General features: G+C 44.3%; 19 protein-coding genes. 9 read left to right on the top strand and 10 right to left on the bottom strand.

All coding sequences use genetic code 11. The annotated features are described in order from the left end of the window. From thiH to MKHDV_RS18950, 6 genes are all read left to right on the top strand, one after another. Positions 1-1,107: a 2-iminoacetate synthase ThiH gene (gene thiH, locus MKHDV_RS11015; RefSeq protein WP_160715252.1), complete on the top strand. Its 1,107-nt coding sequence runs from the start codon at positions 1-3 to the stop codon at positions 1,105-1,107. Positions 1,108-1,125: 18 nt separating this feature from the next. Next, complete coding sequence (gene thiF, locus MKHDV_RS11020; protein WP_160715254.1) at positions 1,126-1,737, top strand: sulfur carrier protein ThiS adenylyltransferase ThiF; 612 nt, start codon at positions 1,126-1,128, stop codon at positions 1,735-1,737. 1 nt (position 1,738) lies between these two features. After that, a complete protein-coding gene (gene thiE / locus MKHDV_RS11025) occupies positions 1,739-2,377 on the top strand; it encodes a thiamine phosphate synthase (RefSeq protein WP_160715256.1) in 639 nt (212 codons plus the stop codon). Between the two features lie 219 nt (positions 2,378-2,596). Continuing rightward, a complete protein-coding gene (locus tag MKHDV_RS11030; RefSeq protein ID WP_160715258.1) occupies positions 2,597-3,595 on the top strand; it encodes an efflux RND transporter periplasmic adaptor subunit in 999 nt (332 codons plus the stop codon). 9 nt (positions 3,596-3,604) lie between these two features. Further along, positions 3,605-5,281, top strand: coding sequence for an efflux RND transporter permease subunit (locus MKHDV_RS18945; protein WP_254060462.1), 1,677 nt, complete (start codon positions 3,605-3,607; stop codon positions 5,279-5,281). A gap of 37 nt (positions 5,282-5,318) precedes the next feature. After that, positions 5,319-6,761, top strand: coding sequence for an efflux RND transporter permease subunit (locus MKHDV_RS18950; RefSeq protein WP_254060463.1), 1,443 nt, complete (start codon positions 5,319-5,321; stop codon positions 6,759-6,761). On the opposite strand, the gene MKHDV_RS11040 is transcribed toward MKHDV_RS18950, so the two are convergent. Next, a complete protein-coding gene (locus MKHDV_RS11040) occupies positions 6,762-7,775 on the bottom strand; it encodes a zinc-binding alcohol dehydrogenase family protein (RefSeq protein WP_160715260.1) in 1,014 nt (337 codons plus the stop codon). It lies immediately after the preceding gene. 191 nt (positions 7,776-7,966) lie between these two features. Here MKHDV_RS11040 and MKHDV_RS19095 point away from each other — a divergent pair, with 191 nt between their 5' ends. Continuing rightward, entirely contained in the window at positions 7,967-8,098 is a 132-nt protein-coding gene (locus MKHDV_RS19095) for a hypothetical protein (protein WP_256370009.1), read from the top strand. Between the two features lie 147 nt (positions 8,099-8,245). On the opposite strand, the gene MKHDV_RS11045 is transcribed toward MKHDV_RS19095, so the two are convergent. Both MKHDV_RS11045 and MKHDV_RS11050 read right to left on the bottom strand, forming a co-directional pair. Then, positions 8,246-9,199, bottom strand: coding sequence for a glycosyltransferase (locus MKHDV_RS11045; RefSeq protein WP_160715262.1), 954 nt, complete (start codon positions 9,197-9,199; stop codon positions 8,246-8,248). Positions 9,200-9,216: 17 nt separating this feature from the next. Next, the gene (locus MKHDV_RS11050) at positions 9,217-9,780 is read right to left on the bottom strand and encodes an HD domain-containing protein (RefSeq protein ID WP_160715264.1); all 564 of its coding nucleotides are present in this window, start codon (positions 9,778-9,780) and stop codon (positions 9,217-9,219) included. Positions 9,781-9,995: 215 nt separating this feature from the next. Between MKHDV_RS11050 and MKHDV_RS11055 the strand changes: the two genes are divergently transcribed. Both MKHDV_RS11055 and metG read left to right on the top strand, forming a co-directional pair. Then, complete coding sequence (locus MKHDV_RS11055; RefSeq protein WP_160715285.1) at positions 9,996-11,075, top strand: regulatory iron-sulfur-containing complex subunit RicT; 1,080 nt, start codon at positions 9,996-9,998, stop codon at positions 11,073-11,075. Between the two features lie 182 nt (positions 11,076-11,257). After that, on the top strand, positions 11,258-13,204 hold the full coding sequence (gene metG / locus MKHDV_RS11060) for a methionine--tRNA ligase (protein WP_160715265.1): 1,947 nt from the start codon (positions 11,258-11,260) through the stop codon (positions 13,202-13,204). 360 nt (positions 13,205-13,564) lie between these two features. Here the strand turns inward: metG and proC are convergent, their stop codons facing one another. The 7 genes from proC to MKHDV_RS11095 form a co-directional block, all read right to left on the bottom strand. Then, positions 13,565-14,338 (bottom strand): pyrroline-5-carboxylate reductase, encoded by a 774-nt coding sequence (gene proC, locus MKHDV_RS11065; protein WP_160715266.1) that lies wholly within the window; start codon positions 14,336-14,338, stop codon positions 13,565-13,567. A gap of 1 nt (position 14,339) precedes the next feature. Further along, on the bottom strand, positions 14,340-14,759 hold the full coding sequence (gene ndk / locus MKHDV_RS11070) for a nucleoside-diphosphate kinase (RefSeq protein ID WP_160715267.1): 420 nt from the start codon (positions 14,757-14,759) through the stop codon (positions 14,340-14,342). A gap of 91 nt (positions 14,760-14,850) precedes the next feature. After that, a complete protein-coding gene (locus tag MKHDV_RS11075) occupies positions 14,851-16,047 on the bottom strand; it encodes a divergent polysaccharide deacetylase family protein (protein WP_160715268.1) in 1,197 nt (398 codons plus the stop codon). 120 nt (positions 16,048-16,167) lie between these two features. Continuing rightward, entirely contained in the window at positions 16,168-17,457 is a 1,290-nt protein-coding gene (locus tag MKHDV_RS11080; protein WP_160715269.1) for a S41 family peptidase, read from the bottom strand. Between the two features lie 33 nt (positions 17,458-17,490). Beyond that, entirely contained in the window at positions 17,491-18,615 is a 1,125-nt protein-coding gene (locus MKHDV_RS11085; RefSeq protein WP_160715270.1) for a murein hydrolase activator EnvC, read from the bottom strand. Positions 18,616-19,106: 491 nt separating this feature from the next. Next, the gene (locus tag MKHDV_RS11090) at positions 19,107-19,757 is read right to left on the bottom strand and encodes an endonuclease III domain-containing protein (RefSeq protein WP_160715271.1); all 651 of its coding nucleotides are present in this window, start codon (positions 19,755-19,757) and stop codon (positions 19,107-19,109) included. Between the two features lie 828 nt (positions 19,758-20,585). Next, positions 20,586-21,437 carry a GyrI-like domain-containing protein gene (locus MKHDV_RS11095; protein WP_160715272.1) on the bottom strand — a complete coding sequence of 284 codons (852 nt, stop codon included), beginning with the start codon at positions 21,435-21,437 and terminating at the stop codon, positions 20,586-20,588. Positions 21,438-21,668: the final 231 nt, after the last annotated feature.

The raw sequence follows: 21,668 nt of genomic DNA on the forward strand, positions 1-21,668 counted from the left end.
ATGGGATTTTCTGATCTTCTTTCGAAGTACGATACGCTGGACATGGCAGCGTATCTGGCAGCAGTTACCGCTGCCGATGTGGAGCGTGTGCTTGCAAAGCATTCTTTGACTCCACTCGATTATCTGACTCTGCTGTCTCCGGCAGCAGAGGGCATGCTTGAAGCTATAGCGCAGAAAGCGAATGCGATTACGTTACGTCATTTCGGAAAGACGATTCAGCTTTTTACCCCCTTGTATCTTGCTAACTACTGTACCAACCAGTGTGTGTACTGTGGTTTCAATACAGAAAACCGTATTAAACGTTCACAGCTTTCTGCGGATGAATTGAGAACAGAAGCCGAGGCCATTGCGGCAACCGGATTAAAGCACATCCTTATCCTTACAGGTGATGCTCCGGCTAAGTCTACAGTTGAGTACATTGGTGACTGTTCAAAGATCCTGAGTGAGTTTTTCACTTCTATCAGCATAGAAGTGTATGCAATGACTCAGGAAGAATACGCTTATCTGGAAACATGCGGCGTTGACGGACTGACAATTTATCAGGAAACATACAACAAGTCGTTGTACCTTGAATTGCACCCGAAAGGGCCGAAACGCGATTACGATTTTAGACTCGATGCCCCTGAACGCGGATGTCAGGCAGGAATGCGTACTGTAAACGTAGGTGCATTACTCGGACTGGAATCTGTATGGCAGCGTGATGCTTTCTATACAGGACTACACGCGGAGTATTTGCAGCGTAAATATCCTGCAACAAACATTGCCATCTCACCGCCGAGAATGCGCCCGCATGTTGGCGCATATGAGCCTGCATCTATTGTAACGGACAGAAATTTAGTTCAGCTTGTTCTGGCTCAACGTATTTTCCTGCATAACGTAGGCATTACCATTTCCACACGGGAATCAGCAGAACTGCGTGATAACATGATGCCACTAGGTGTGACCAAAATGTCTGCCGGAGTAACCACCGCGGTTGGCGGTCATACATCTGATGACGAAAGCACTGCGCAGTTTGATATTTCAGATCCCCGTAGCGTTGAGGAAATGTGCAGAGCCATTGAATCGAAAGGATTTCAGCCTGTATTCAAAGACTGGCAACCTTTTTAGTCGATGCAGGAAGGCGTTATGACCATCAATTCAGTGTTGCAGACAGGTCTGTCCCGCTATCTTACACCAGAGCAGTTGGAAAAACTTGCTTCTGTCACTGTAGGCATTGCCGGTTGCGGCGGGCTGGGGTCTAACTGTGCCTTTATGCTGGCTCGAAGTGGTGTTCGGAATTTTGTCATTGTAGATTATGATATTGTGGATTCATCAAACCTGAACCGACAGTTCTTTTTCGAAGATCAGATTGGTATGGCGAAAGTTGAAATCTGCAAAACGAATCTGCTTCGCATAGACAGTACCTTGAACATTACGATACACAATGGGCAGATAACGCCGACCACCGCACCGCAATACTTTGCTGACAGCGACATAATTATTGAAGCTCTAGATAGCATTGACGGTAAGAAAATGATGGCAGAGCAGTATTTGTCTGATGCACGTCTGTTCGTTTCAGCCTCCGGTATGGCGGGGTGGGGTGAACCATACATGCAGAAGCGGCAGATTCGCGATGATGCCGTGCTTGTTGGTGATTTTACAACTGATATTGCCGATCATCCGCCTATGGCACCCAAAGTGCTTATGGCAGCCGCTATGCAGGCAGATGTAGTGCTAACGCATATTTTGGGGAAGTAGCATGAATTTTCAAGAAATTTTAGATACCGATATTTACGCTTTGACCGACGAAGGCTTGTCCAAAGGTCGTTCTAATGTTGAAGTTGTAGATGCTATGCTTAAAGCAGGCATCAAAGTACTTCAGTACAGAGAAAAAGATAAAAAATCCGGTGCAATGTTGGAAGAATGTTTGCAGATTCGTGCCATGACTAAACAGGCAGGCTGCAAATTTATTGTTAATGACTACGTGGATATTGCTATGCTTTGTGATGCAGATGGTGTGCACGTTGGACAGGAAGATATCCCTGTTCCGCAGGTTCGTCAGCTTATCGGGGCAGATAAAATTATCGGCCTATCCACGCATTCTCCAGAAGAATGTAAGCATGCAATTGAGCTTGGTGCAGATTATGTAGGTGTTGGGCCGATATTTGCGACCCAGACTAAAAAAGATGTCTGTGCGCCTGTTGGGTATGAGTACCTTGAGTACGTTTCCCAGCAGCACAATATCCCGCATGTAGCTATTGGTGGGATCAAACTGCATAACATTCAGGACGTAGCCCAGCATGGTGCTCGTTGTTGCGCGATTGTTTCCGAGATTGTGGGTGCAGAAGATATTACTGCGACCGTAATTGCATTGCGCAAGGCCATGGCTTCTCGATAGTCATTGATTTGAAAAATAAAAAGTACAAGGCAGCCTTCATATGAAGGCTGCCTTTTTTTGTGTTCTTTGAAAAAAAGTGAATTGAATATACTCCGCATCTGGCGGGGGCGGAATAAAAAATAACAGTAAATGAGTGAGTTAATGCTATTATTAGAGCTCTTTTTTAGATAACAAATGAGTATTCATCTTGTACCATTTGTCAGAGTTGAAGGAGCGCATATGTGGCGTAAAGTTTTCTTTCTCATCCTGATTATAATTCTTGTCGGTGTTGAAGTAGCACATAGCGAAAAATTTTTTGTTGCAAAAGCTGCCAAGCGGCATGTCCATATGACGGGATTCACTCGTCCGCGTACCGTGATGACTATATCCAGTGAAGAAAATGCACGATGCCTTGCTGTGTATGCTGATATCGGAGATGCCATTAAGCGCGACGGTTTATTCGCACGTCTTGATCCTACCTTTATCGAACTTGATATCCGTCGTAATCTTGATAAGCAGCAGGCAAACAATAGTACGGTCAATTTTTATTCGAAAGAAGCTGATAGATATCAAACGCTTATTGAAAAAGAATATGCAGCACAGACAACGTATGATGCCTTGGAGCGTGATCTCGACTTTGCACGCGAAGATTCAGAAGCATTGAAAATTGAAGAATTAATTCTGCGTGAGCATAAAAAACGTCACTTCATACTTGCTCCGGCAGGGTGGCGGGTGATTGAACGCTATCTCGAACCGGGTGAGTTGGCTCGAAAAGGGGACGTGTTAGCAAAAGTAGGCAATTTTAATGTACTTATTGTCCCCCTTGCCCTTACTCCTTCCGAATTGATCACGTTGAAAAAAATGGATGACATTACGATTGATCTGCCCGAATTGAATGGGAAAGTTCCAGCACGAATTGAAAATATTTCTCCGGACTTTGATCCTGACATGCGTAAAATTCAGGTTGATTTAGCGATAGACGAGTTTCCTATTGAAAAACGTGGCGGGGTACGAGCAGAGCTTTATATTCCGATGGATGAAGCAGAGGGTGCCGTTATTGTTCCGGACAGTGCACTGGTTCAAGGATATGAAGAAGCATTTCTTGTTCGTGAAAATGGCGAAGAGGTTCCGGTTATCATAATGGGAAAAGGTGATGAGCCGAAGACAAAACGTGTTCGCTCCAAAGACATTTCTGCAGGAGAACGCTTTATAACTGAACCTACACAAACTGGTTTTTAGGGAGATGCTATGCGCGCTGTAATTGCATTTACTCTTAATCAGAAGGTGCTGGTTAATCTGGCCTTTTTAGTACTTATGATTCTTGGTGTCATAAGTATTCTTACCATTCCAGTGGACAGGATGCCGTACGTAAGAATGGGCAAGGTGCATATTAGCACTTTCCTTCCCGGGGCATCGCCGTCTGATGTTGAATCTCTTGTGACAAAAGAAATTGAGGATGCGCTCGATAGTCTGGAACAAGTTGAATATATCCGCTCCCGTTCATACCGTGAACGCAGCTCCATTCTTGTAAAATTTGTTGATGATTCAGACTATCAGAAACTGTATGACGAACTACGTTTCAAGGTTTTGTCTATTCAGAATGATTTACCCATAGATATGGACCCGCCTAAATTTACAGAGATTGCTATTGATGAATGGTTGCCAGCGCTGAACGTCATTCTTGTTGGGGAGAGGTCAAACAGAGCTCTGAGTCTTATTGCTGAAGAACTTAAAAATGAATTTGCTCGTATCCCGGGTGTAAAAGACGTTCGATTGAACGGTGAATATTCTCGTGAATTTCATATCGACTTGTCTCCAGCCAAAATGAATCGATACATGATTACGCTGGAAGAGGTTCGTAAAGCATTATTGGATGCCAACGTTTCTATTCCGGCAGGTGATTTTGATACAGGAAAAACAGAATACATAGTTGTCGTGGATGAACGATTCAAGACTCAGGAAGATATCGAGAAAGTAATTCTGCGGAAAGACAATGAAGGTTCGTTTGTCCGTGTAGGCGATGTGATGACGAAGGCGGAGTACAGTTATCGCGACCCTCATGTCATCACTTCTGTTAACGGGAAAGATTGTATTACGATAGCGGTTATGAAGCAGAGCACGGGCAATGCCATCGATATTTGTAACGCTGTTGAGGAGATAGTAGAGAAACATACAGAGCGGCTTGCAGCGAGCAAAGTACAGCCTGTTATTACGCAGGACCAGCGTGTATTCATTGATGAATCTATGAACATTATGGGTTCCAACTTGCTCGTTGGTATTACGCTCGTAATGGTAATTATCTGGATAGTAATGGGATTGCGAAATGCCGTCATTACGACTGTGGGCATACCGTTTTCTTTTCTTGTAACGATGATCTTTATGAAGGTGTCCGGCAACTCGCTTAACGAAATTACATTGTTCGCATTTGTGCTCGTCGCCGGTATTATTGTTGATGACGCTATTGTAGTGATCGAAAATATCTACAGGCATATTCAGCTGGGAGAGCCATTAAAGACTGCTGTTATCGATGGTGCGGCGGAAGTGGCCGTACCTGTTATTTCTGCTACATCGACGACGGTTGCGGCATTTTTACCTATGCTCATTATGTCTGGGTCTACAGGTGAATTCTTTGCGCAGATTCCGATCGCTGTCAGCTTTGCCATTGCAGCATCTCTTATTGAATGCCTGCTGATTCTTCCCTTACATTTTTATGATTGGCCGGGGGGGGAGAAGTTTGCTCACGGCTATACCCCTCCTGTAGATCAACCGTTTTTAATCAAATTTAAAGATGTTGCTGTCGCGATATTGCGCATATTCATGAAACATCGTGCAAAGAGCATTTGTGCGGTTTTTGTGGCATTCATAGGCGCACTTTTTTATTTTCGGTGTTTCTGTTTCCGGCACACTTCCGCTTCTTCGTATTAAGTTTTTTCCGGATAACTACAATATCTTCTACGTGAATGTGGAGGCTCCAGCAGGCACATCTCTTCAGGAGGTTTCTCGCAGGTTGAAAGAGATGACGGTCAATATTGATTCCAAAGGGAAAAATGTTGTTCGTGCTGCCACCGCTTTTGCCGGTTTCTATGTGAATGAAGATTATGAACAGGTTTACGGATCAAATTATGGCACGGTTAACGTTGAACTGCCTGAAGTTAATACCCGTATATTTGCAGATTATCCAAAGAATGACCCCATTGCGCATTTGGATACAATGCGAAAGGAACTGACAGAATATGCTCATAAAAATTGGGGTAAGCAGTGGGTGGTACGGGTTCGCGCTGAATCTGACGGGCCACCGACGGGGAAAGATTTGACCATTCGCGTTATGGGTGTTGATACCGGTAAGGTTGATATGCTGACCCGTGATATTATGAATTACATGAAAACGAATGAAGAATATTCTGAGTACTTGGTGGATTTACGACCCGACACGGGATATCCGAATAGAATTGTGCGTTTTGTACCGGATGAAATGCGAGTTTCGCAGTACGAGCTAACGCCAAGGCTTGTTGCCAGAATGGCAGGCTCGATTTTGGATGGTTCCCTTGTGGGCGAATTCAGGGCGGATGATGAAGATATTGATTTACGAATGCGGGTGGATCAACGCTTCTTACGCGCACCGGAAGATGCTTTGAGCATTCCTGTTATTGAAGAAGATATGGGGTCTATTCGTCTTGGTGATCTTGTAAAAATAGAAACATACACAGAGCCGGGACAGTTCAATAGATTTCAGGGAGAAAGGGCTATTACTCTTTCTGCTAATTTGAAACCGGGTTCTCCGTACTCACCTCCGTATATCGTGAATAATGTGGTGGAATATTACTCGACGATTCGTACAAAATATACCGGAGCGACGCTTAACTTCGCGGGTGAATATGAATCTACGCAGAAGTCATACTCATCTCTCATGTTCGCATTTTTAATTGCATTACTTGTTATCTACATGATCTTGGCAACACAGTTTAATTCATATGTGCAGCCGCTTATCATTCTCTCTGCCGTGGTTTTTGCTTTTATTGGTGTTGTTTATGGCGTTTTTTTTACCCGAACGTTATTCACCATTAACAGTTTTATTGCGACCATCGGGGTAACGGGGGTTGTAGTTAACGACTCACTTGTGCTTATTGCCTTCCTCAATAATTTGAGCCGGGACGGAATGCACAGGGATGAGGCTGTGTATGAGGGTGTTCGAATGCGCCTGCGTCCTATTTTGCTGACCACTCTTACGACAACCTTGGGGTTGCTGCCGATGGCTATCGGTATCCCGTATTACTCACTTAACTGGGGGCCAATGGCGTCTACCTTTGTTACGGGGCTATGCACTGCCACCTTGCTTACACTCTTCATTGTTCCTGTTTTGTGGCATCTCTTTATGGGACTACAAGAGCGTCTTTCAAAACCATAACTATGGTGAAATGATGATTGCCTGTTTGCCAACCATAGTGTTCGACTCTTGGCGTATGTGCGCTTTTTGAACGTTTCTGACGGTCAAACCGTAGAGCGTTTCAGTCAGCGGTGATCTGATTTTTCCGGAGTCGATAAGTTGTGCAATTTTGGTGAGTGTGAAGCCTTGCATTTGCATGTCTGATGTTTCGTACATGGTGCGAACCAGTGCAAACTCCCAGCATATTCGTGCAGATTTTGTTTTGAATAAACGAATATCCAATGGGCCATCAGGGTCATCAATAAGTGCAATTGCTCCCTGTGGTTCGATTAACTCTGCCATTGCTCCCCAATGTGCACTGAGGTGTGTTGTGCAGAATATAGAATCTACCCACTGTATGCCGAGAGCGCGAACCTGATCAACAAGATCTCCATGATGTGTGATGACGAAATCTGCACCCATGTCTTTGCACCAGTCCACAGTTTCTTCACGAGATGCTGTTGCTATGACAGTAAGCCCCACCCATTTTGCAAGTTGGATCGCCATTGATCCTACACCACCGGCACCTCCGATGATGAGGATGGTCTTTCCTGTGTTGGCGTAACCTGCGGAAATATAGCCAAGGCGAGTGAAGAGGGCGTCGTACGCTGTAAATGTTACTACAGGGAGTACGGCGGCTTCAGCGTATGAGGAAATTCTTGGTGTAAGGGCGGCAGTGCGCGCGTCTGCCAGTTGGTACTGGGCAAAGGAACCGGGATATTTGCCCTGACCCATGAAGTAGACATGGTCGCCTTTTTTAAATCGGGTAACTTCTTCCCCTGTATCAACAATCATTCCATTCGTGTCGTGTCCTAGAACAACGTGTGTTGAACTTGGAGTACGCATCCGGACTTTTGTGTCAACTGGGTTAATGGAAGTTGCTAAAACTTTTACAAGAATTTCTTGCCCTTTTGGGTGTGGGATAGTTCCCAGTCTTTCTGAGAATGTATCGTCCCTAACGGCATCACCGCCGCCGCGCGCTAATATCTGAAGCATAATATACCGCCTGTAACAAAATTTCTGATAGCTCTGTTGGTATTCTAGCAGTAAATTCTTAGAGGATTCCAGTGCAATCTTGAAAGAATACAGAGTCTAGTCATGCTCAGATTATTTAGAGGGCGATTGGGCGTGCGAAGTGCGTAAAAGGCTCGATAATGTGTTTATGCAGATCGCTGAATCGTAAAATTATGCAGGCTGATCATTTTGAGCACAAAAAGCTTAGTGAGCAAAGTACGCCTGAAGAACAAAATGAGCCTGATGAACAAAATGGGTCTGAAGAGCAAGATGGGTCTGAAGGGCAGAGTTCGCCTGATGAGTAGAGTAATCTTGATGAGCAAAGTAAGCCTGACGGACAAAGTTGGCTTGATGCGTAGAAGAAGTCTGTAGAATTAAGATAGTGTGATGATCAAAAAAAGGGATGCACAATAAGTGCATCCCTTTTTAGGTGAGCTGATAGCCTTACAGAATTACTCTGTAGGGAATTGGCTTCCGAGCTGGGTGGAGAGAATCGCTTTTGCAGATTCACAGACAACAGTGCAAGCGTAGCCACGTTTGTCTTTGGTTCCCACTCCTGGAATGAGGTACGCAACGTACCGAACGGAGAACACGAGCATATCCATGCCGCCAAAAAAGAGTGCGGTAAAAGGACAGTAGTGCTTCCAGAAGTACATCTGCTCGCTGCGTGTACGCGCTTTGATCGCTGCTGAACCGTTAAGGGCGTAATCAGCGCATTCACACTGTAAGGAGAATTTATCGAGAACGCGCGCAGTAGCCTGCGGCACGTAGTAGATTGCATAGGATGGGTTAAGTGATTTTACAATACGGCGGCAGAAATCTGCATCAGCAAGACCGGCGTAAAAACGCTCATCAAGCTGTCCGAGTTTTGTAATAATGTCACGACGGACAGCAGCAAAAGTGAAAGGAACAAAGTTCACAGTCATTGGCTGGTCGGCATCGCGAGTTTTAGAACAGGTGCAACCGAACATGCGCTTAAAGTTAGCAACAATACCCGGAAGACGATCAACGGTTTTCAGGCCGAGGTTGTCTGCACCAACTACTTTACCTCCAGCGATAGCGCAGGAAGCGTTAGTAGCAAATTGATCCATAAGGCGGCGGACGGAGCCTGCAAGTACTTCAACCTTAGGATCGATGAAAACAATAAGGTCGCCAGTTGCGCGTGCTACAGCCTGGTTGGCTGCTGCTGCATAGCCCTTATCGTCAGAGTTTTGGATAAGCTCAATCTCTGGGAGAGCTGTTTTTGCTATAGTGCCGCAGTCATCAGCAGATGCGTTATCTACAACGATAATCTCTGCTTCAAATTTAGATGCGGTTTGGTTTTCAATAGTTTGCTTAATTGAATCGAGACAGCGCCCGATAAATTTACTGGTGTTATTTGTTACAATAACAAAAGAAAGTTTCATGATTATGAATCCTTATGCTATGCACGTTTAGCTAATCCTACGGAGTCAGCTATGGGAGTTATGGATTCAACTGCCAGTTGGAAAAACTGGCCTAAATCCAAGTCCAGTTTCTCGCACTCTTTAATTCGGTCACGACTGACAGACGCAGCAAATGCCTTGTCTTTCATTTTCTTTTTTAAGCTTTTAGGTGTCATGCCTTCCATGCCGTTAGGTCGAACAAGCGCATTCGTGGCAATAAGGCCGGTAACAGTTTCAGCACAGCGAAGTGCCAGATCAAGTTTTGTAGTGGGTTCGTGGTTCGTGTGTTCCGAATTATGGGCGAGAATAGCATTCAGTGCTATTTCTGGAAGCTTTCCTTCGAGTAGTTCTACAGATTGCTTACCATGTTCTTCAGGTGTGTCCTTTGTGCTCGGAAAATCAAGATCGTGTAGTAAACCGGTCAACGACCAGAGGTCTTCGTCTTCACCAAAATGCCTTGCCAGTCCAGTCATAACTGCCTCAGTTTGCATGGCATGGTGAATCAAATGTGGCTCAGGTTTTTGTGAGTCCAGTAGTTGAAAAGCCCTTTCACGATCAATCATTTTTCTTCTCCTGAAATACATTTACAAAATCATGCGAACGTATTTTTCATAAACATGAATGCGCTAGAACACAACCATATATTCGATTTGTTGACACGAGCGTCAATAAAGCCGAAAAGAAAATGTTCTTTCAATAAATAAATGCTGATGACCTTTATGGCTCAGCATACAACATATACGTGCTGCTGTGGCAGCAGTGCGAAGAGTGGATCGCCATGTCATCAATAGCTGGTGTTAAGTTCCGAGAATATGGGAACATATACTATTTTGAAATAAAAGATCTTGAAGTCTCTATGGGGGACTGGGTCGTTGTTGATCAGGGACAGGGACTTGGTGAAGTCGTTGTTCTACGAGACGATGTACCGGCAGATGCAGAAAGTGATGAGCTTAAACAAGTAAACAGACTTGCGGAAAACGACGATCTGGCACGTCATCAGGAAAATGAAGGGCTTTCTCGAGAAGCATTTCAGTACTGCTTAGATTGTGTGCGTGAACGTAAGCTTGATATGAAGCTCGTTGATGTTGAAGTATTTTTCGACCGTAGCAAAATCATTTTCTACTTCACTGCACCTAACCGTATAGATTTTAGAGAACTTGTAAAAGATCTCGTCAAAAATTATCGCACTCGCATTGAACTGCGTCAGATTGGTGTACGCCATGAGACACAGATGGTCGGTGCGGTTGGTAACTGCGGCATGGTTTGTTGCTGCCGCAGATTTTTACGTAAATTTGCTCCAGTAACCATTAAGATGGCAAAAGAGCAGAATTTGTTTCTTAACCCTGCCAAAATTTCCGGCATTTGCGGAAGACTGCTTTGCTGCCTTTCTTATGAACAGCAGAACTACGAAGAGTTTCACCGCGCATGTCCTAAACTTGGTAAAAAGTACTTTACTGAGGATGGTTCCGTTAAAGTGCTGCGTGCGAACATGTTCCGCAACAGCGTTTCATTGCTCTCTGAGTTTAATGAAGAAATGGAAGTAACCCTTGAAGAGTGGGCAGAAATGAAAGCAACACGTCCGGATCAGGCATTGCAAGATGCTGCCCGTGCTGCTGCTAAAAAAGCTGCTGAAGATGCTGCCCGCGAAGAGCAGGAAGCAATAGAAGCAGAGGAAGAAGAAGCACGCCGCGTAGAAGTTGAAAAAGAACTTGAAGAGCGTGCAGAAGCTGAAGGCGTTGACGTGGATACCCTGCGCGAGCAGCTCGTCCGCAAGCCGGGCGTAAAGAGTGCTGATCCTATGAAACGCACTAGCCGCGGTAAACGTAAACGTAAACGCAAGCCTAAGTCCGACGAATAATCGTTGCGATTAAAGATAGAATATATCGTTGAAAAAAGACTTCATTGCTTTACCGTAATGAGGTCTTTCTCAACGAAAATTATAGAATGAGTGTTTGCTGTATGCAGCTGTGTATGCAGCCAGAAAATAAAATAAAGAATCCAGCGTCCGCTACCAGCGGGCGAAGCCGTCGGGAGATTCTCTTGGAACGCTTTTTTATCACGACTCCAATTTACTATGTGAATGCTAAGCCGCATCTTGGACACGCCTATACTACAATCATTGCTGATACAATGAAACGTTTCCAGCAGATGATGGGTAAAGAAACCTTCTTTCTTACCGGCACAGATGAGCACGGCGACAAGATTGTTCAAGCTGCTGAAAAGAACGAATGTTCTCCGCAGGAATACGTTGATCAGATCAGCCAGCTCTTTAAAGATCTCTGGCCTGAGCTTGGTATTTGCAACGATCATTTTGTTCGCACAACAGATGCTGCCCATAAAAAAGTAGTGCAGGACGTATTACAGAAAGTATACGATACCGGCGACATCTACTTTGGTGAATATGGCGGACATTACTGTTACGGCTGTGAGCGTTTCTACACAGAAAAAGAATTAGAAGACGGTCTGTGCCCACAGCATCAGACTAAGCCTGAATACATTGCAGAGAAGAACTACTTCTTTAAAATGTCAAAATATCAGGAATGGCTGAAGAAGCACATTCAGGATAACCCTGATTTCATTCGTCCAGAACGCTACCGTAAAGAAGTACTTTCTTTGCTTGATAGTGGTGAACTGGAAGACTTGTGTATCTCCCGTCCTAAATCCCGTCTTGAGTGGGGCGTAGAACTTCCGTTTGATAACAACTTTGTTACCTACGTATGGTTCGATGCACTGCTTAACTACGTTTCTGCTCTCGATTACCCTGACGGAGAGAACTTCAAAAAGTTCTGGCCTAGCGTGCAGCACATTGTTGCTAAAGATATTCTTAAACCACACGCAATTTTCTGGCCGACCATGCTGAAAGCAGCTGGTTTTGAGCCGTACAACAACCTTAACGTTCATGGCTACTGGCTTGTGAACGATACCAAGATGTCAAAATCTATCGGTAACGTTGTTGCTCCGCTTGATATGGCTAAAAAGTACGGTAACGATACTTTCCGCTTTTTCCTGCTGCGTGACATGCACTTTGGTAACGATGCAAGCTTCTCCGAAGAATCTCTTGCACTGCGCCACAATGCAGAGCTTGCCAACGACCTTGGTAACCTCTTCAGCCGCGTACTTTCCATGGTTAAAAAGTACTTCGGTGGTGTTGTTCCACAGCCTGCTGAGTACACAGAAGCTGATATGGAATTACGTGATTTAGCTTCTAATTCCTGCAAAAACTTTCAGCAGTTGTTTGATAACGTACGTTTTTCCTACGGTATTGAATCCCTTTGGGAACTCGTTCGTGCGTTGAACAAGTACGTAGATTCCAGCCAGCCTTGGACTCTTGCAAAAGAAGGCGACACAGCTCGTCTTGGTACCGTAATGTACACCATGCTTGAATGCATGCGTAAAGTTGCTGTACATCTGTGGCCTGTAATGCCTGAATCTGCTGAAAAACTTGTTGCGCAGCTTGGTCTTGAATTTGACCCGCTGACTGCAAATCTGCCAGCCGAAGTAGACTCATGGGGCACACTGCCTGTAGGCATCGAAATCGCTCCGGGTTCCAACTTGTTCCCGCGTGTTGATGTCGACAAGCTTCGTAAAGAAATTGAAGAAGCTGCTAAGGCTGCAAAGCAGGCAGAAAAAGCTGAAGAAACATCCGTGCAGGAAGTTGCAGCTCCTATCGAGTTTGATGACTTCGCTAAAGTTGACTTACGTATCGGCAAGGTTCTTGTTGTAGAAGATCACCCTAAAGCGGATCGTTTGTTCCGTTGCGAAGTTGATCTCGGCGAAGAAAAGCCGCGTCAGATTCTTGCAGGACTGAAAGAACACTTCACAGCAGAAGATCTTCTTGGCCGTCAGGTTGTCGTTGTGGCAAACCTGAAGCCTCGTAAGATTCGCGGTCTTGAGTCTCACGGCATGATGCTTGCGCTCAAAACTGCTGACGGTATGGAAATGCTTACCGCTTCCGGTGAAGTTCCAGCAGGAACCAAAGCCTCTTAGATTCTTTTAGTAAGATACCGGCGAAGTGCCCTTTGACTCAGGAGGTTAGACCTCTTGATTGGATGGCTTACCCCTTCCCACTGTGGAGGGGACGACCTCTTGATGCATTATGTGAGTAGAGCGTCGTTTGACTAGGTGTCCTAGACTTAATGAGATATATCCCCCGTATCATTTTATGATACGGGGGTTTTTTGTTGCGAAATAGTCTTGTGTAAAAATCTACATATTACGGAATGCTAGAAAAAACTTAAAAAGCAATAGTTACAGAATACTTGGCGGGCAGCATATTAATTTGTGGACTGATTTTTAGCATAAAAAAAAGGCGCACCATTATGGTGCGCCTTTTACTTTTGCAGCGAATTACTTACTCATTTCAACGCCACGATCTTGGGCTTTGAAAATAGAATCGATAATATTTCCGCGGATGGCAGTTCGGTCCATATGGTTCACAGCGGCAATGGTAACACCAGCAGGTGAGCAGACCATTTCGCGAAGTACAGATAAGTGGTGATCAGACTCGTCCGCAAGCTTTGTAGTGCCTTTGAAGAGATTGATCGCCATTTCGGTAGCATCGTTTCTATGGAAACCAACGCTGACGGCAGCTTCTGTTACGGCTTCAATAAAGTAGAGCACGTAAGCAGGACCACAACCGGCAATAGCAGTGAATGCATTGAATTTAGATTCAGGCAAGACCATAACCTGACCGAGCTGTTTGAACATGGTCTGAATGGCTGTCTGTTGCACCTCTGTAAGGGACGGGTCTTCAAAGCAGAAAGCAAAGATGCCTTCGCCTACCATTGCTGGCGTATTCGGCATGCAGCGAATTACAGGGCAGTTTCCGCCGCTGTGTTTAATAAGCGTTTCCATGGAAACACCTGCTGCAATAGAAATGATGACCTTGTCCTTAGTGAGTGCAGGCTGGATATCTTCGAGCACTGTTTCGACATAGTCGGGCTTAACCGCAAGCAATATAAAATCAGCCTGCTGGGCAAGTTCGATATTAGAGTCGCATGCTGTGCACGGAACATTACCACTTGGATCATATCCAATAAGGGAAATGTTCTTTTGGGACTCAAGACCGCCTAAAATAGCGGAACCCATATTACCGCAACCGATACAGCCGAACGTATTCATGTTAACCAGTGATCTCCAGATTATTAAAGAAGTAATTAATCTCGTACAGAGCTGTTTCAGGAGCATCGGAGCCATGAACTGAGTTGGCTTCAATGTTTTCTGCAAACTCTTTACGGATGGTACCCTCTGCAGCATCTGCAGGGTTGGTAGCACCCATAATTGCACGATAGGTTTCAATTGCGTTTTCGCCTTCAAGAATAGAGCAGACAACAGGACCTGATGTCATGAATTCAATAAGGCTTTGGAAGAAAGGACGTTCCTTATGAACGTTATAGAACCCTTCCGCCTGTTCTTTTGTCATGCGAATTTTTTTCATAGCAACCACATTAAGGCCTGCACCTTGGATGTGCGCAAGGATTTTGCCTTCGAGGTTGCGTCCAGTTGCATCTGGTTTGATGATAGAAAAAGTTCTCTGAATCATTGCCAATGATCCTCCAAATAGAAAGGTAATTGAAGGATACAACTGTCGAGATTTATGTATGTGGTATCCGACTTCCGTTGTATCAAGCCCGCTAGAAGTCCAGAAGCTCCGACAACTTGACAACCGCAACCCTTCCGTTGCGCTGTTTTTCCCACTCTTGCAGCGCTAACAAGGTGGTGGGATACGGGTGCCCGATTGCAATGGCGGTACCTTTAGCCAATGCAATGCGTTCAGCTTTTTTCAGCTGGTGTAAAGTGCTCTGAACTTCCTTCACATTATCGATGAAAACATTTCTCCTGAAGGCAATTAGCCCTTGCCTTTTCGCCTCATTGAAAAACACTGATTTTGCATGAGTCATACTGTCCAGAACAAAGAACCCACTTTCCTTTGCTTCCAGTGCAACCTCTCGTACTGCTTCACGGTTCTGTGTGAACTTAGATCCCATGTGGTTGTTTAGCCCAACAGCCCCGGGAATAAGTTTGAAATTAGCACGGAGAGTAGCTCGAATGTCTTCAGATGTCATATCAACGTACACGGCGCCAGGTCCCGGCTTAGCATCAGCAGACATCGGCTCCATTGGCTGATGAATGATGATTTCGCGGGAGAAAGCACTAGCTACATCTGCAATCTCTTTTGCATACGACGAACGAGGCCATATGGCGAAGGTTACAGGATAGTCTAAGCTTGCAAGCGAATGTGCTGCCGAAATGCTTTCACCAAGGTCATCTATCACAATAGTTAGATGGCCGCCAATATCCAATGTTGCAGGGATCTTATTGGGATCCACTGTGCCATCGGTTTGGTTAAACTTAAGCAGATGTGTTTCCACATCGTTAAAGGTTACGCGGTACATGGTGCCGGAGAGTTTGGTCAGATTTGCCTTGTCTGACCATTGAACCAGCGCCGTTGCAATCGGCGTAACGAGTTCGTCAGCATTATACTTTGAGTTAATGCGTAACTGTTGGAAGTGAAATGTCTCATCGCCGAACCGCTGCTGTTCGATAGCTATAAGCTCAATGTCGGAGGTAGAAACCTTTGCGTCCTGCAATGCACGTAAGATGGCATAGTCAATACGCTTAACGCCTTCTTCCATCGGGGCATCAAGTCTTTCTTCATACGGCAAGGATGCTGCGCTCACCGGAGCGCGCATTTCTGCCATAGGTTCAATGTTCTTTTTATCAGGAGCACTGGTGAGTACGCAAAAAAGAGCGACCAAGGTAATACAGCAAATAACCGCAAGTGCATAGTAAGGCCAGCGCGGCGGCTGGTTCTGTCGCGAGTCAGACATCTAAGCTCCCTAAAGGAAAATTCAAATACCCAAAACTCATACATCAGAGTCGATCGATTTAAAAGATACAAAAAAAGGGGAGAGCACGGTTTGTGCTCTCCCCTTAGGAATGTAGGTATATTAGTGTAAGCTTTTGATACGCGGGAGCGTTTCAACAAGATCCATAGCGAGTCTGAGCTGGTTGTCTTTATCAAGGCGTTCCTGCACAGCTTTATCTCGTTTGAAGGCAGATTTCTTTTTGCCTTTGCCAACTTTTTCAAGATGACCGTTAAGATCTTTTTCGCGTGGAGCATTAAGGAACTTAATAGGATCTTTTTCTTCTTTTGCCGGGATTTCAAATGGAACCAGAAGGTCTGGCTCAATGCCTTTAGCCTGAATAGAGGTGCCGTTCGGGGTATAGTAACGGGCAATGGTAAGCTTGATAGCACTACCATCGTTCAGCGGGATAATGTTCTGTACAGAACCTTTACCAAAGCTTGGTTCACCAATAATCAGTGCGCGGTTATGGTCGCGCAGTGCGCCGGCAACAATTTCAGAAGCAGAAGCAGAGCCTGCGTTAATAAGCACAACCATAGGAGCTGTGATGTCCGCAGACTGTTTAGCAGCATCAAAGTTACGGGATTCATTCCCTTTACCTTTGATGGAAACTACAGTGCCGCCCTGAAGGAAGATATCTGCAATTTTAATGGACTGATCGAGCAGGCCGCCGGGGTTGTTACGTAAATCGAGAACAACGCCTTTAATTTTATGTTTCTTTTTGTAAGCAGTAAGTTTTTCTTTAAGCTCGTCTGTTGTGTTCTCAGAGAAACGGCTGAGGCGAATCCATACGATTCCGTCATCGAGTTCACGCACTTTTGCGCTGATGAGTGGAATGGAGTCACGAACGATTTCTACTTCGCGAGGAGCTTTTGCTTTTTTGGAAAGAATGGTCAGCTTAACTTTGCTGCCTTTTTCGCCTTTGATACGTGAAACGGACTCGCGCAGACCTAAGTCCTGTGTGAGGCTACCGTTTACTTCAAGAATTAAATCGCCGGCAGCTAAGCCAGCTTTATCAGCAGGAGTATCTTCAATAGGTGTTACCACTCGGAGTACACCTGATTCATCTTGCGTGATTTCTACGCCGATGCCGAAGAATTCACCGGTGGTGGATTCCTGCATGCTCTTGTATTCTTCCTGATCCATGAAAGTGGAGTGCGGGTCGAGAGACTGGAGCATGCCGTCAATGGCACCGTTAATGAGGTCTGTTCTTGGAACGTCCTGTACATAATAGCGTTCAACAAGATCCAGAATCTGGCTAAATCGCTTGAGAGACTCAAACTTGCTTTGTGCATCGGTAGCCATGCCGGGAATAGAAGAGAAAGCAAGTAAAGCTGTAGTCATGATGGCGACTAACCACATAGTAATGCGCATTATCAAAGATCCTCCAGATGTTGATCTTTATTTTTAATCCAGTGCTGAGAGCCACGTCTCTGGATTAATTGCTTTTTGATGAAAGCGCAATTCGAAATACACTCCTGTCCCATCTACTGCGGGGTAGAAGCCTGCATTGCCGATCATCTGTTTTTGTTTAATGACATCGCCGACTTTGAGCATACTGTCGGCGAGAAATGCATACAGTGAAAAATACTCTTCACCGTGCATTACAATAACAACTCGTCCGAATCCTCGTAAGACATCGTTGTGCACAACTTTGCCACTGGAGACGGCCTTAATTTTGCTGCCTTTTTGTAGAGCAAGTCCGATTCCGCGAACGGGGGGCTTATTCCTAGGTTTGAACCGCTTGGCGATAACGCCATGGGCAGGCCAGGGCAGAACACCTTTGAGAAGAGGGAAGTTTGCACCTGCCTTTCCCTTCTCTTCAAGTTTATAGTTCAGCGTTTCAATAATTGAGAGAACGTTACGCAGTGACGATTCTGCTGAAGCTCGCTGCTTGCTGACTTCTTTAAGTTGTTTACGGTGGCGTAGCTTCTGTTGCAAAAGTTGATCTTTCTTTTTGTTAACTTCTGCAAGTTGTCGCTTTGCCTTGGCAGAAAGTGCAGACTGTTTTGTTGCAAGTAGCTTTAGCTTGGCTTCTTGCTCCAAGAGTGAGCGCTGTTTTTTTTCTACCTTTGTGTACAGTGTCGAGGTCCATGTATAGCGTCTGTCCAGCTCGTCCCAGTTATCTGCTGCGTTGCTGGTAAGCACTCGGCTATTAATGTACAACGGCCATAACTTTTTAACCAATGATATCAATTCTTTTTGTGCTAATTTATTCTTGGTATTCAGCTTGTTGTATTCAAGTACCAAGGTTTTATTCTTTGTGGTCAGCTCGAGGTATTTTTTTTCTCGAGCGCCGATTGTGCGGGTAAGTTTGGCTGCTATTGTTTCTTCTTGAGTGAGCGTGCGCTGTAGGCGCTGTGCTTTGCGTTTCAGCGTTGTGAGTTTTTTCTTTTTACTCTCAGCCTGCCGTTTTTCCTGTTTCAACTTCTTAGTGATAGATGCTGCATCTTCAGCAAAAGCAGTGGGGCATGTTGTTACAAAGGACAACATGATGAGTATGAGGAGTATGTACAGGAAATTCTTTTTCATTTGATGCCTTCGGTGAGGGGCTTTGCCCTTTACCCGTAGGGACGTCCTCGAATTTGAACGAGGGGATATATTCTTAGGGCACAATAAGGTATGTTACCCATATAGCAACTAATTACGCTTCATGGTGTTATTTAGTCTGTTATTCTAGATCACTGTGTATGGTAGACTTGTGACGTGTGCATCAAATTACAGTTTTGATGCTTTTTTTACGTCGAATGGCTGGCTGAGATAATTATGCAGCGGTATGCATAAGCAAACGTTAAGCCCGAAGTCTGGCAAGATCTACATCGATGTTAGGGGCTTTCGCGTGACACCGGTCAGACATAGAGAATGCTACGAATCATACGAAAATTGTTCGTGTGGGGCGTAGCAATAATGCTGAATTGCTTTATCTGCTATGTCGTATCTGTTTTTGATGCAGAATGCAAAAGTGCAAGAGTTCATCCCCCAAAGTCATACGCTATGGAGGGCTTTTTAGGGGTAGCTGCTCTTTATTCCAAAAAATTACGCAAGGGGCATGTCTCGCATCGTGCCTCTTTTTTTAGACACCATTCCTTCGCGATACGAACTATGAAGGCATGGTATTCGTTAAAGAGGGCAACATCATGTGGCAACACATCCATGAAAAAATCACGGAGGTCATCGTAGTAAATGTCCTCTTCAATTAAGCTGTGGCGATTGAAAATACGCCTTGTGTAGGCATCAACAACAAAAGACGGGCGACCAAATGCATAGAGCAAAATAGAGTCTGCTGTTTCTTGTCCTATGCCGTTAACCGCTAGCAACTCTGAACGTAATTCATCAATTGATAAATGATCAACTGCCGAGAATTCAAAGTTTGCAATGTCCTTAAACCAGCGGAGCAAATTTTGTAGCCGTTTTGCTTTTAGGTTGTAGTAACCGGCTGGGCGTATAAGTGCTGCCAGTTCATCTTGTGTTAAGTCAAGCATGGACTGTGGTGTGAGTAGGTTCTGTTGCTTCAGGGTCTGGATAGCTTTTTCGACATTCTTCCAGTTTGTATTCTGTGTAAGGACCGCACCAACCATCACTTCAAACGTGCTGTCAGCAGGCCACCAGTTACTGTTCCCAAGTTCGTTTCGGATAGCTGTAAACATATCCATAAGTAATTTTTCACGATTCATAATGTTAATAACTGTACGCCGATAGACACATGCTGGCAAGAAACTGCTGGTACATTGTGTTCTTTGTACAACATCAGTGTGTTTTAAAATGTATCCATGCTGTGGGATATCGTAATTAATAAAATGATAGTTATATGAATCTACAAGTTTTCATGCAGAGAGATTGAAAGATAGAGCCTACAGATAGGTACAATTAAGTTGTGTGCACAAAGTAAACATTATACGTAAAAAGTATATATTGTTTGTTATAATATGTTTGTATTGTGGGCTTTAAAGTAAAAAAAAGTATTAATGCTTTCATAAGAGGGCTATTATGCATACTCTAAAGATAGTTTTACAATGTATACCATTTCTGATGTATGCTTAAAAGACTATGATTTACTCAGATAGCTATCTAACGTGATATGTACTTGTGCAACATACTTGTTCAGTATGGATTTTTTTTGTTGTTTCATAATCATATTCTCTATTGACATAGTGAAAATCGATGTTTACAAAGTTATTAAAGTTTCTGCAATTGTAGAAATAATAAGTTGGATTTAGCTGCTGAGGCATATCATTACGCCTATTGGTGCTTCAGCGTATAATTCTTCCCTACACTTTATATGCACCCCATATAACTTAAGAGCGTCCTGTTTACTACAGGACGCTCTTTTGCGTTTGGGATATTTTGAGAAAATACTATGCTGTTGTGTATGATAAATAAGCTAAAAAATATTCAAAACAGGGACTTTTGTAATAAAGGTGTTGTTTCTTATTTTTAAACAGCAGTAGTAGTGAATAAAATAATAAGCAATTGCTTGTTTAGTATAGAGTTTGTTAGAATGATTACTGTAGTGCAATACGAATTTCTGTCAGTAACTCATCAACTGGTGTTTTTTCGATGTCATTAAGGTAGACCTGAATTGATGGGGCTTCCTGCAGTTCTTCTCCTGATTGAGGTAGCCATTCACCTAGTAACGCAGCATAGGTAATGTAGAGCGTTTCATAAGAGCCTTTATGAGTAACTGTGGCGTAGCGGCCACCTGCAATTTCTTTTTTGTCTGCACCTTTTGCCACCGTAAAAGATTCCGGTATGACCATGCATGCATCGTAGCGGCATTTTTCCGCTGGTGTCGTTTTAGGGTCGTCATGGCAGAGTCCTAAAAATTCTGGCGGATTTTCAAACAAACCTTGCTTTCCAGCCCAAGTACACAATTCTTCGTGTACTTCTCCACAGCCTTGGTAGTCTCCGACATACCTCAAACATGCAACATGTATTGTCGGTATGTTGCGTACATCTACTGTTAAATCGTGTTCTTTCAACAGGCTATGTTTGGTTGTCATGAGGGTTTCTCCTGATATAAATTCATGTTCCGGCGAACACTTCCTATAATATTTGGGAGTGTAGCCACACCAACGTTTGAATGCACGAGTGAATGCTTCCTGCGAACCGTATTCAGCCTGTAGAGCGATATCGATGATCTGCCTGTTGCTGTAGAGTAGCGCATTCGCTGCGCGTTGCATTTTCAATCGACGCTGATACTCCGCAACTCCTTCTCCCACGAGGCCTCTGAATACATGATGGAAGTGATGCGGTGCATACATGCTTTTTTCTGCCAGCATAGCTAGGGATACTGGTTCGTCTAAATGCTGCTCTATATAATGTAGGGCGCAGCGGATGCGATCGTGTGCATTCATGTCAGTGTCTCCATGAAATGTATCTTGCCTGAACTCTGAATCTTTTTCTTGATCGTTTTTGCTAAGTTGAAGTTGTAATTTCCAAGATGAAAATTCTCTCTCTTGTCTGCGTGGAGATTAAGCCGCAATTGGGACTATGAATAATACGACCTCGAATCATGGGGGTGCAGGGGGATCATCTCCCTGCCCGCCGGAGGCAAAAAAAAATCAAAAATTTCAAAAAAAACAAAG

Origin of the sequence: Halodesulfovibrio sp. MK-HDV, from assembly GCF_009914765.1 — a bacterium.
GTDB lineage: Bacteria > Desulfobacterota > Desulfovibrionia > Desulfovibrionales > Desulfovibrionaceae > Halodesulfovibrio.

Coding starts and splice junctions, on each gene's coding strand:
- MKHDV_RS11095 (WP_160715272.1), bottom strand. CDS start 21,437: ATGAATGCACACGATCGCATCCGCTGCGCCCTACATTATATAGAGCAG.
- MKHDV_RS11055 (WP_160715285.1), top strand. CDS start 9,996: ATGTCATCAATAGCTGGTGTTAAGTTCCGAGAATATGGGAACATATAC.
- MKHDV_RS11040 (WP_160715260.1), bottom strand. CDS start 7,775: ATGCTTCAGATATTAGCGCGCGGCGGCGGTGATGCCGTTAGGGACGAT.
- MKHDV_RS11045 (WP_160715262.1), bottom strand. CDS start 9,199: ATGAAACTTTCTTTTGTTATTGTAACAAATAACACCAGTAAATTTATC.
- MKHDV_RS11080 (WP_160715269.1), bottom strand. CDS start 17,457: ATGCGCATTACTATGTGGTTAGTCGCCATCATGACTACAGCTTTACTT.
- MKHDV_RS11050 (WP_160715264.1), bottom strand. CDS start 9,780: ATGATTGATCGTGAAAGGGCTTTTCAACTACTGGACTCACAAAAACCT.
- MKHDV_RS11030 (WP_160715258.1), top strand. CDS start 2,597: ATGTGGCGTAAAGTTTTCTTTCTCATCCTGATTATAATTCTTGTCGGT.
- ndk (WP_160715267.1), bottom strand. CDS start 14,759: ATGATTCAGAGAACTTTTTCTATCATCAAACCAGATGCAACTGGACGC.
- thiH (WP_160715252.1), top strand. CDS start 1: ATGGGATTTTCTGATCTTCTTTCGAAGTACGATACGCTGGACATGGCA.
- MKHDV_RS19095 (WP_256370009.1), top strand. CDS start 7,967: ATGCAGGCTGATCATTTTGAGCACAAAAAGCTTAGTGAGCAAAGTACG.
- MKHDV_RS11075 (WP_160715268.1), bottom strand. CDS start 16,047: ATGTCTGACTCGCGACAGAACCAGCCGCCGCGCTGGCCTTACTATGCA.
- proC (WP_160715266.1), bottom strand. CDS start 14,338: ATGAATACGTTCGGCTGTATCGGTTGCGGTAATATGGGTTCCGCTATT.
- MKHDV_RS11085 (WP_160715270.1), bottom strand. CDS start 18,615: ATGAAAAAGAATTTCCTGTACATACTCCTCATACTCATCATGTTGTCC.
- MKHDV_RS11090 (WP_160715271.1), bottom strand. CDS start 19,757: ATGAATCGTGAAAAATTACTTATGGATATGTTTACAGCTATCCGAAAC.
- thiE (WP_160715256.1), top strand. CDS start 1,739: ATGAATTTTCAAGAAATTTTAGATACCGATATTTACGCTTTGACCGAC.
- thiF (WP_160715254.1), top strand. CDS start 1,126: ATGACCATCAATTCAGTGTTGCAGACAGGTCTGTCCCGCTATCTTACA.
- MKHDV_RS18945 (WP_254060462.1), top strand. CDS start 3,605: ATGCGCGCTGTAATTGCATTTACTCTTAATCAGAAGGTGCTGGTTAAT.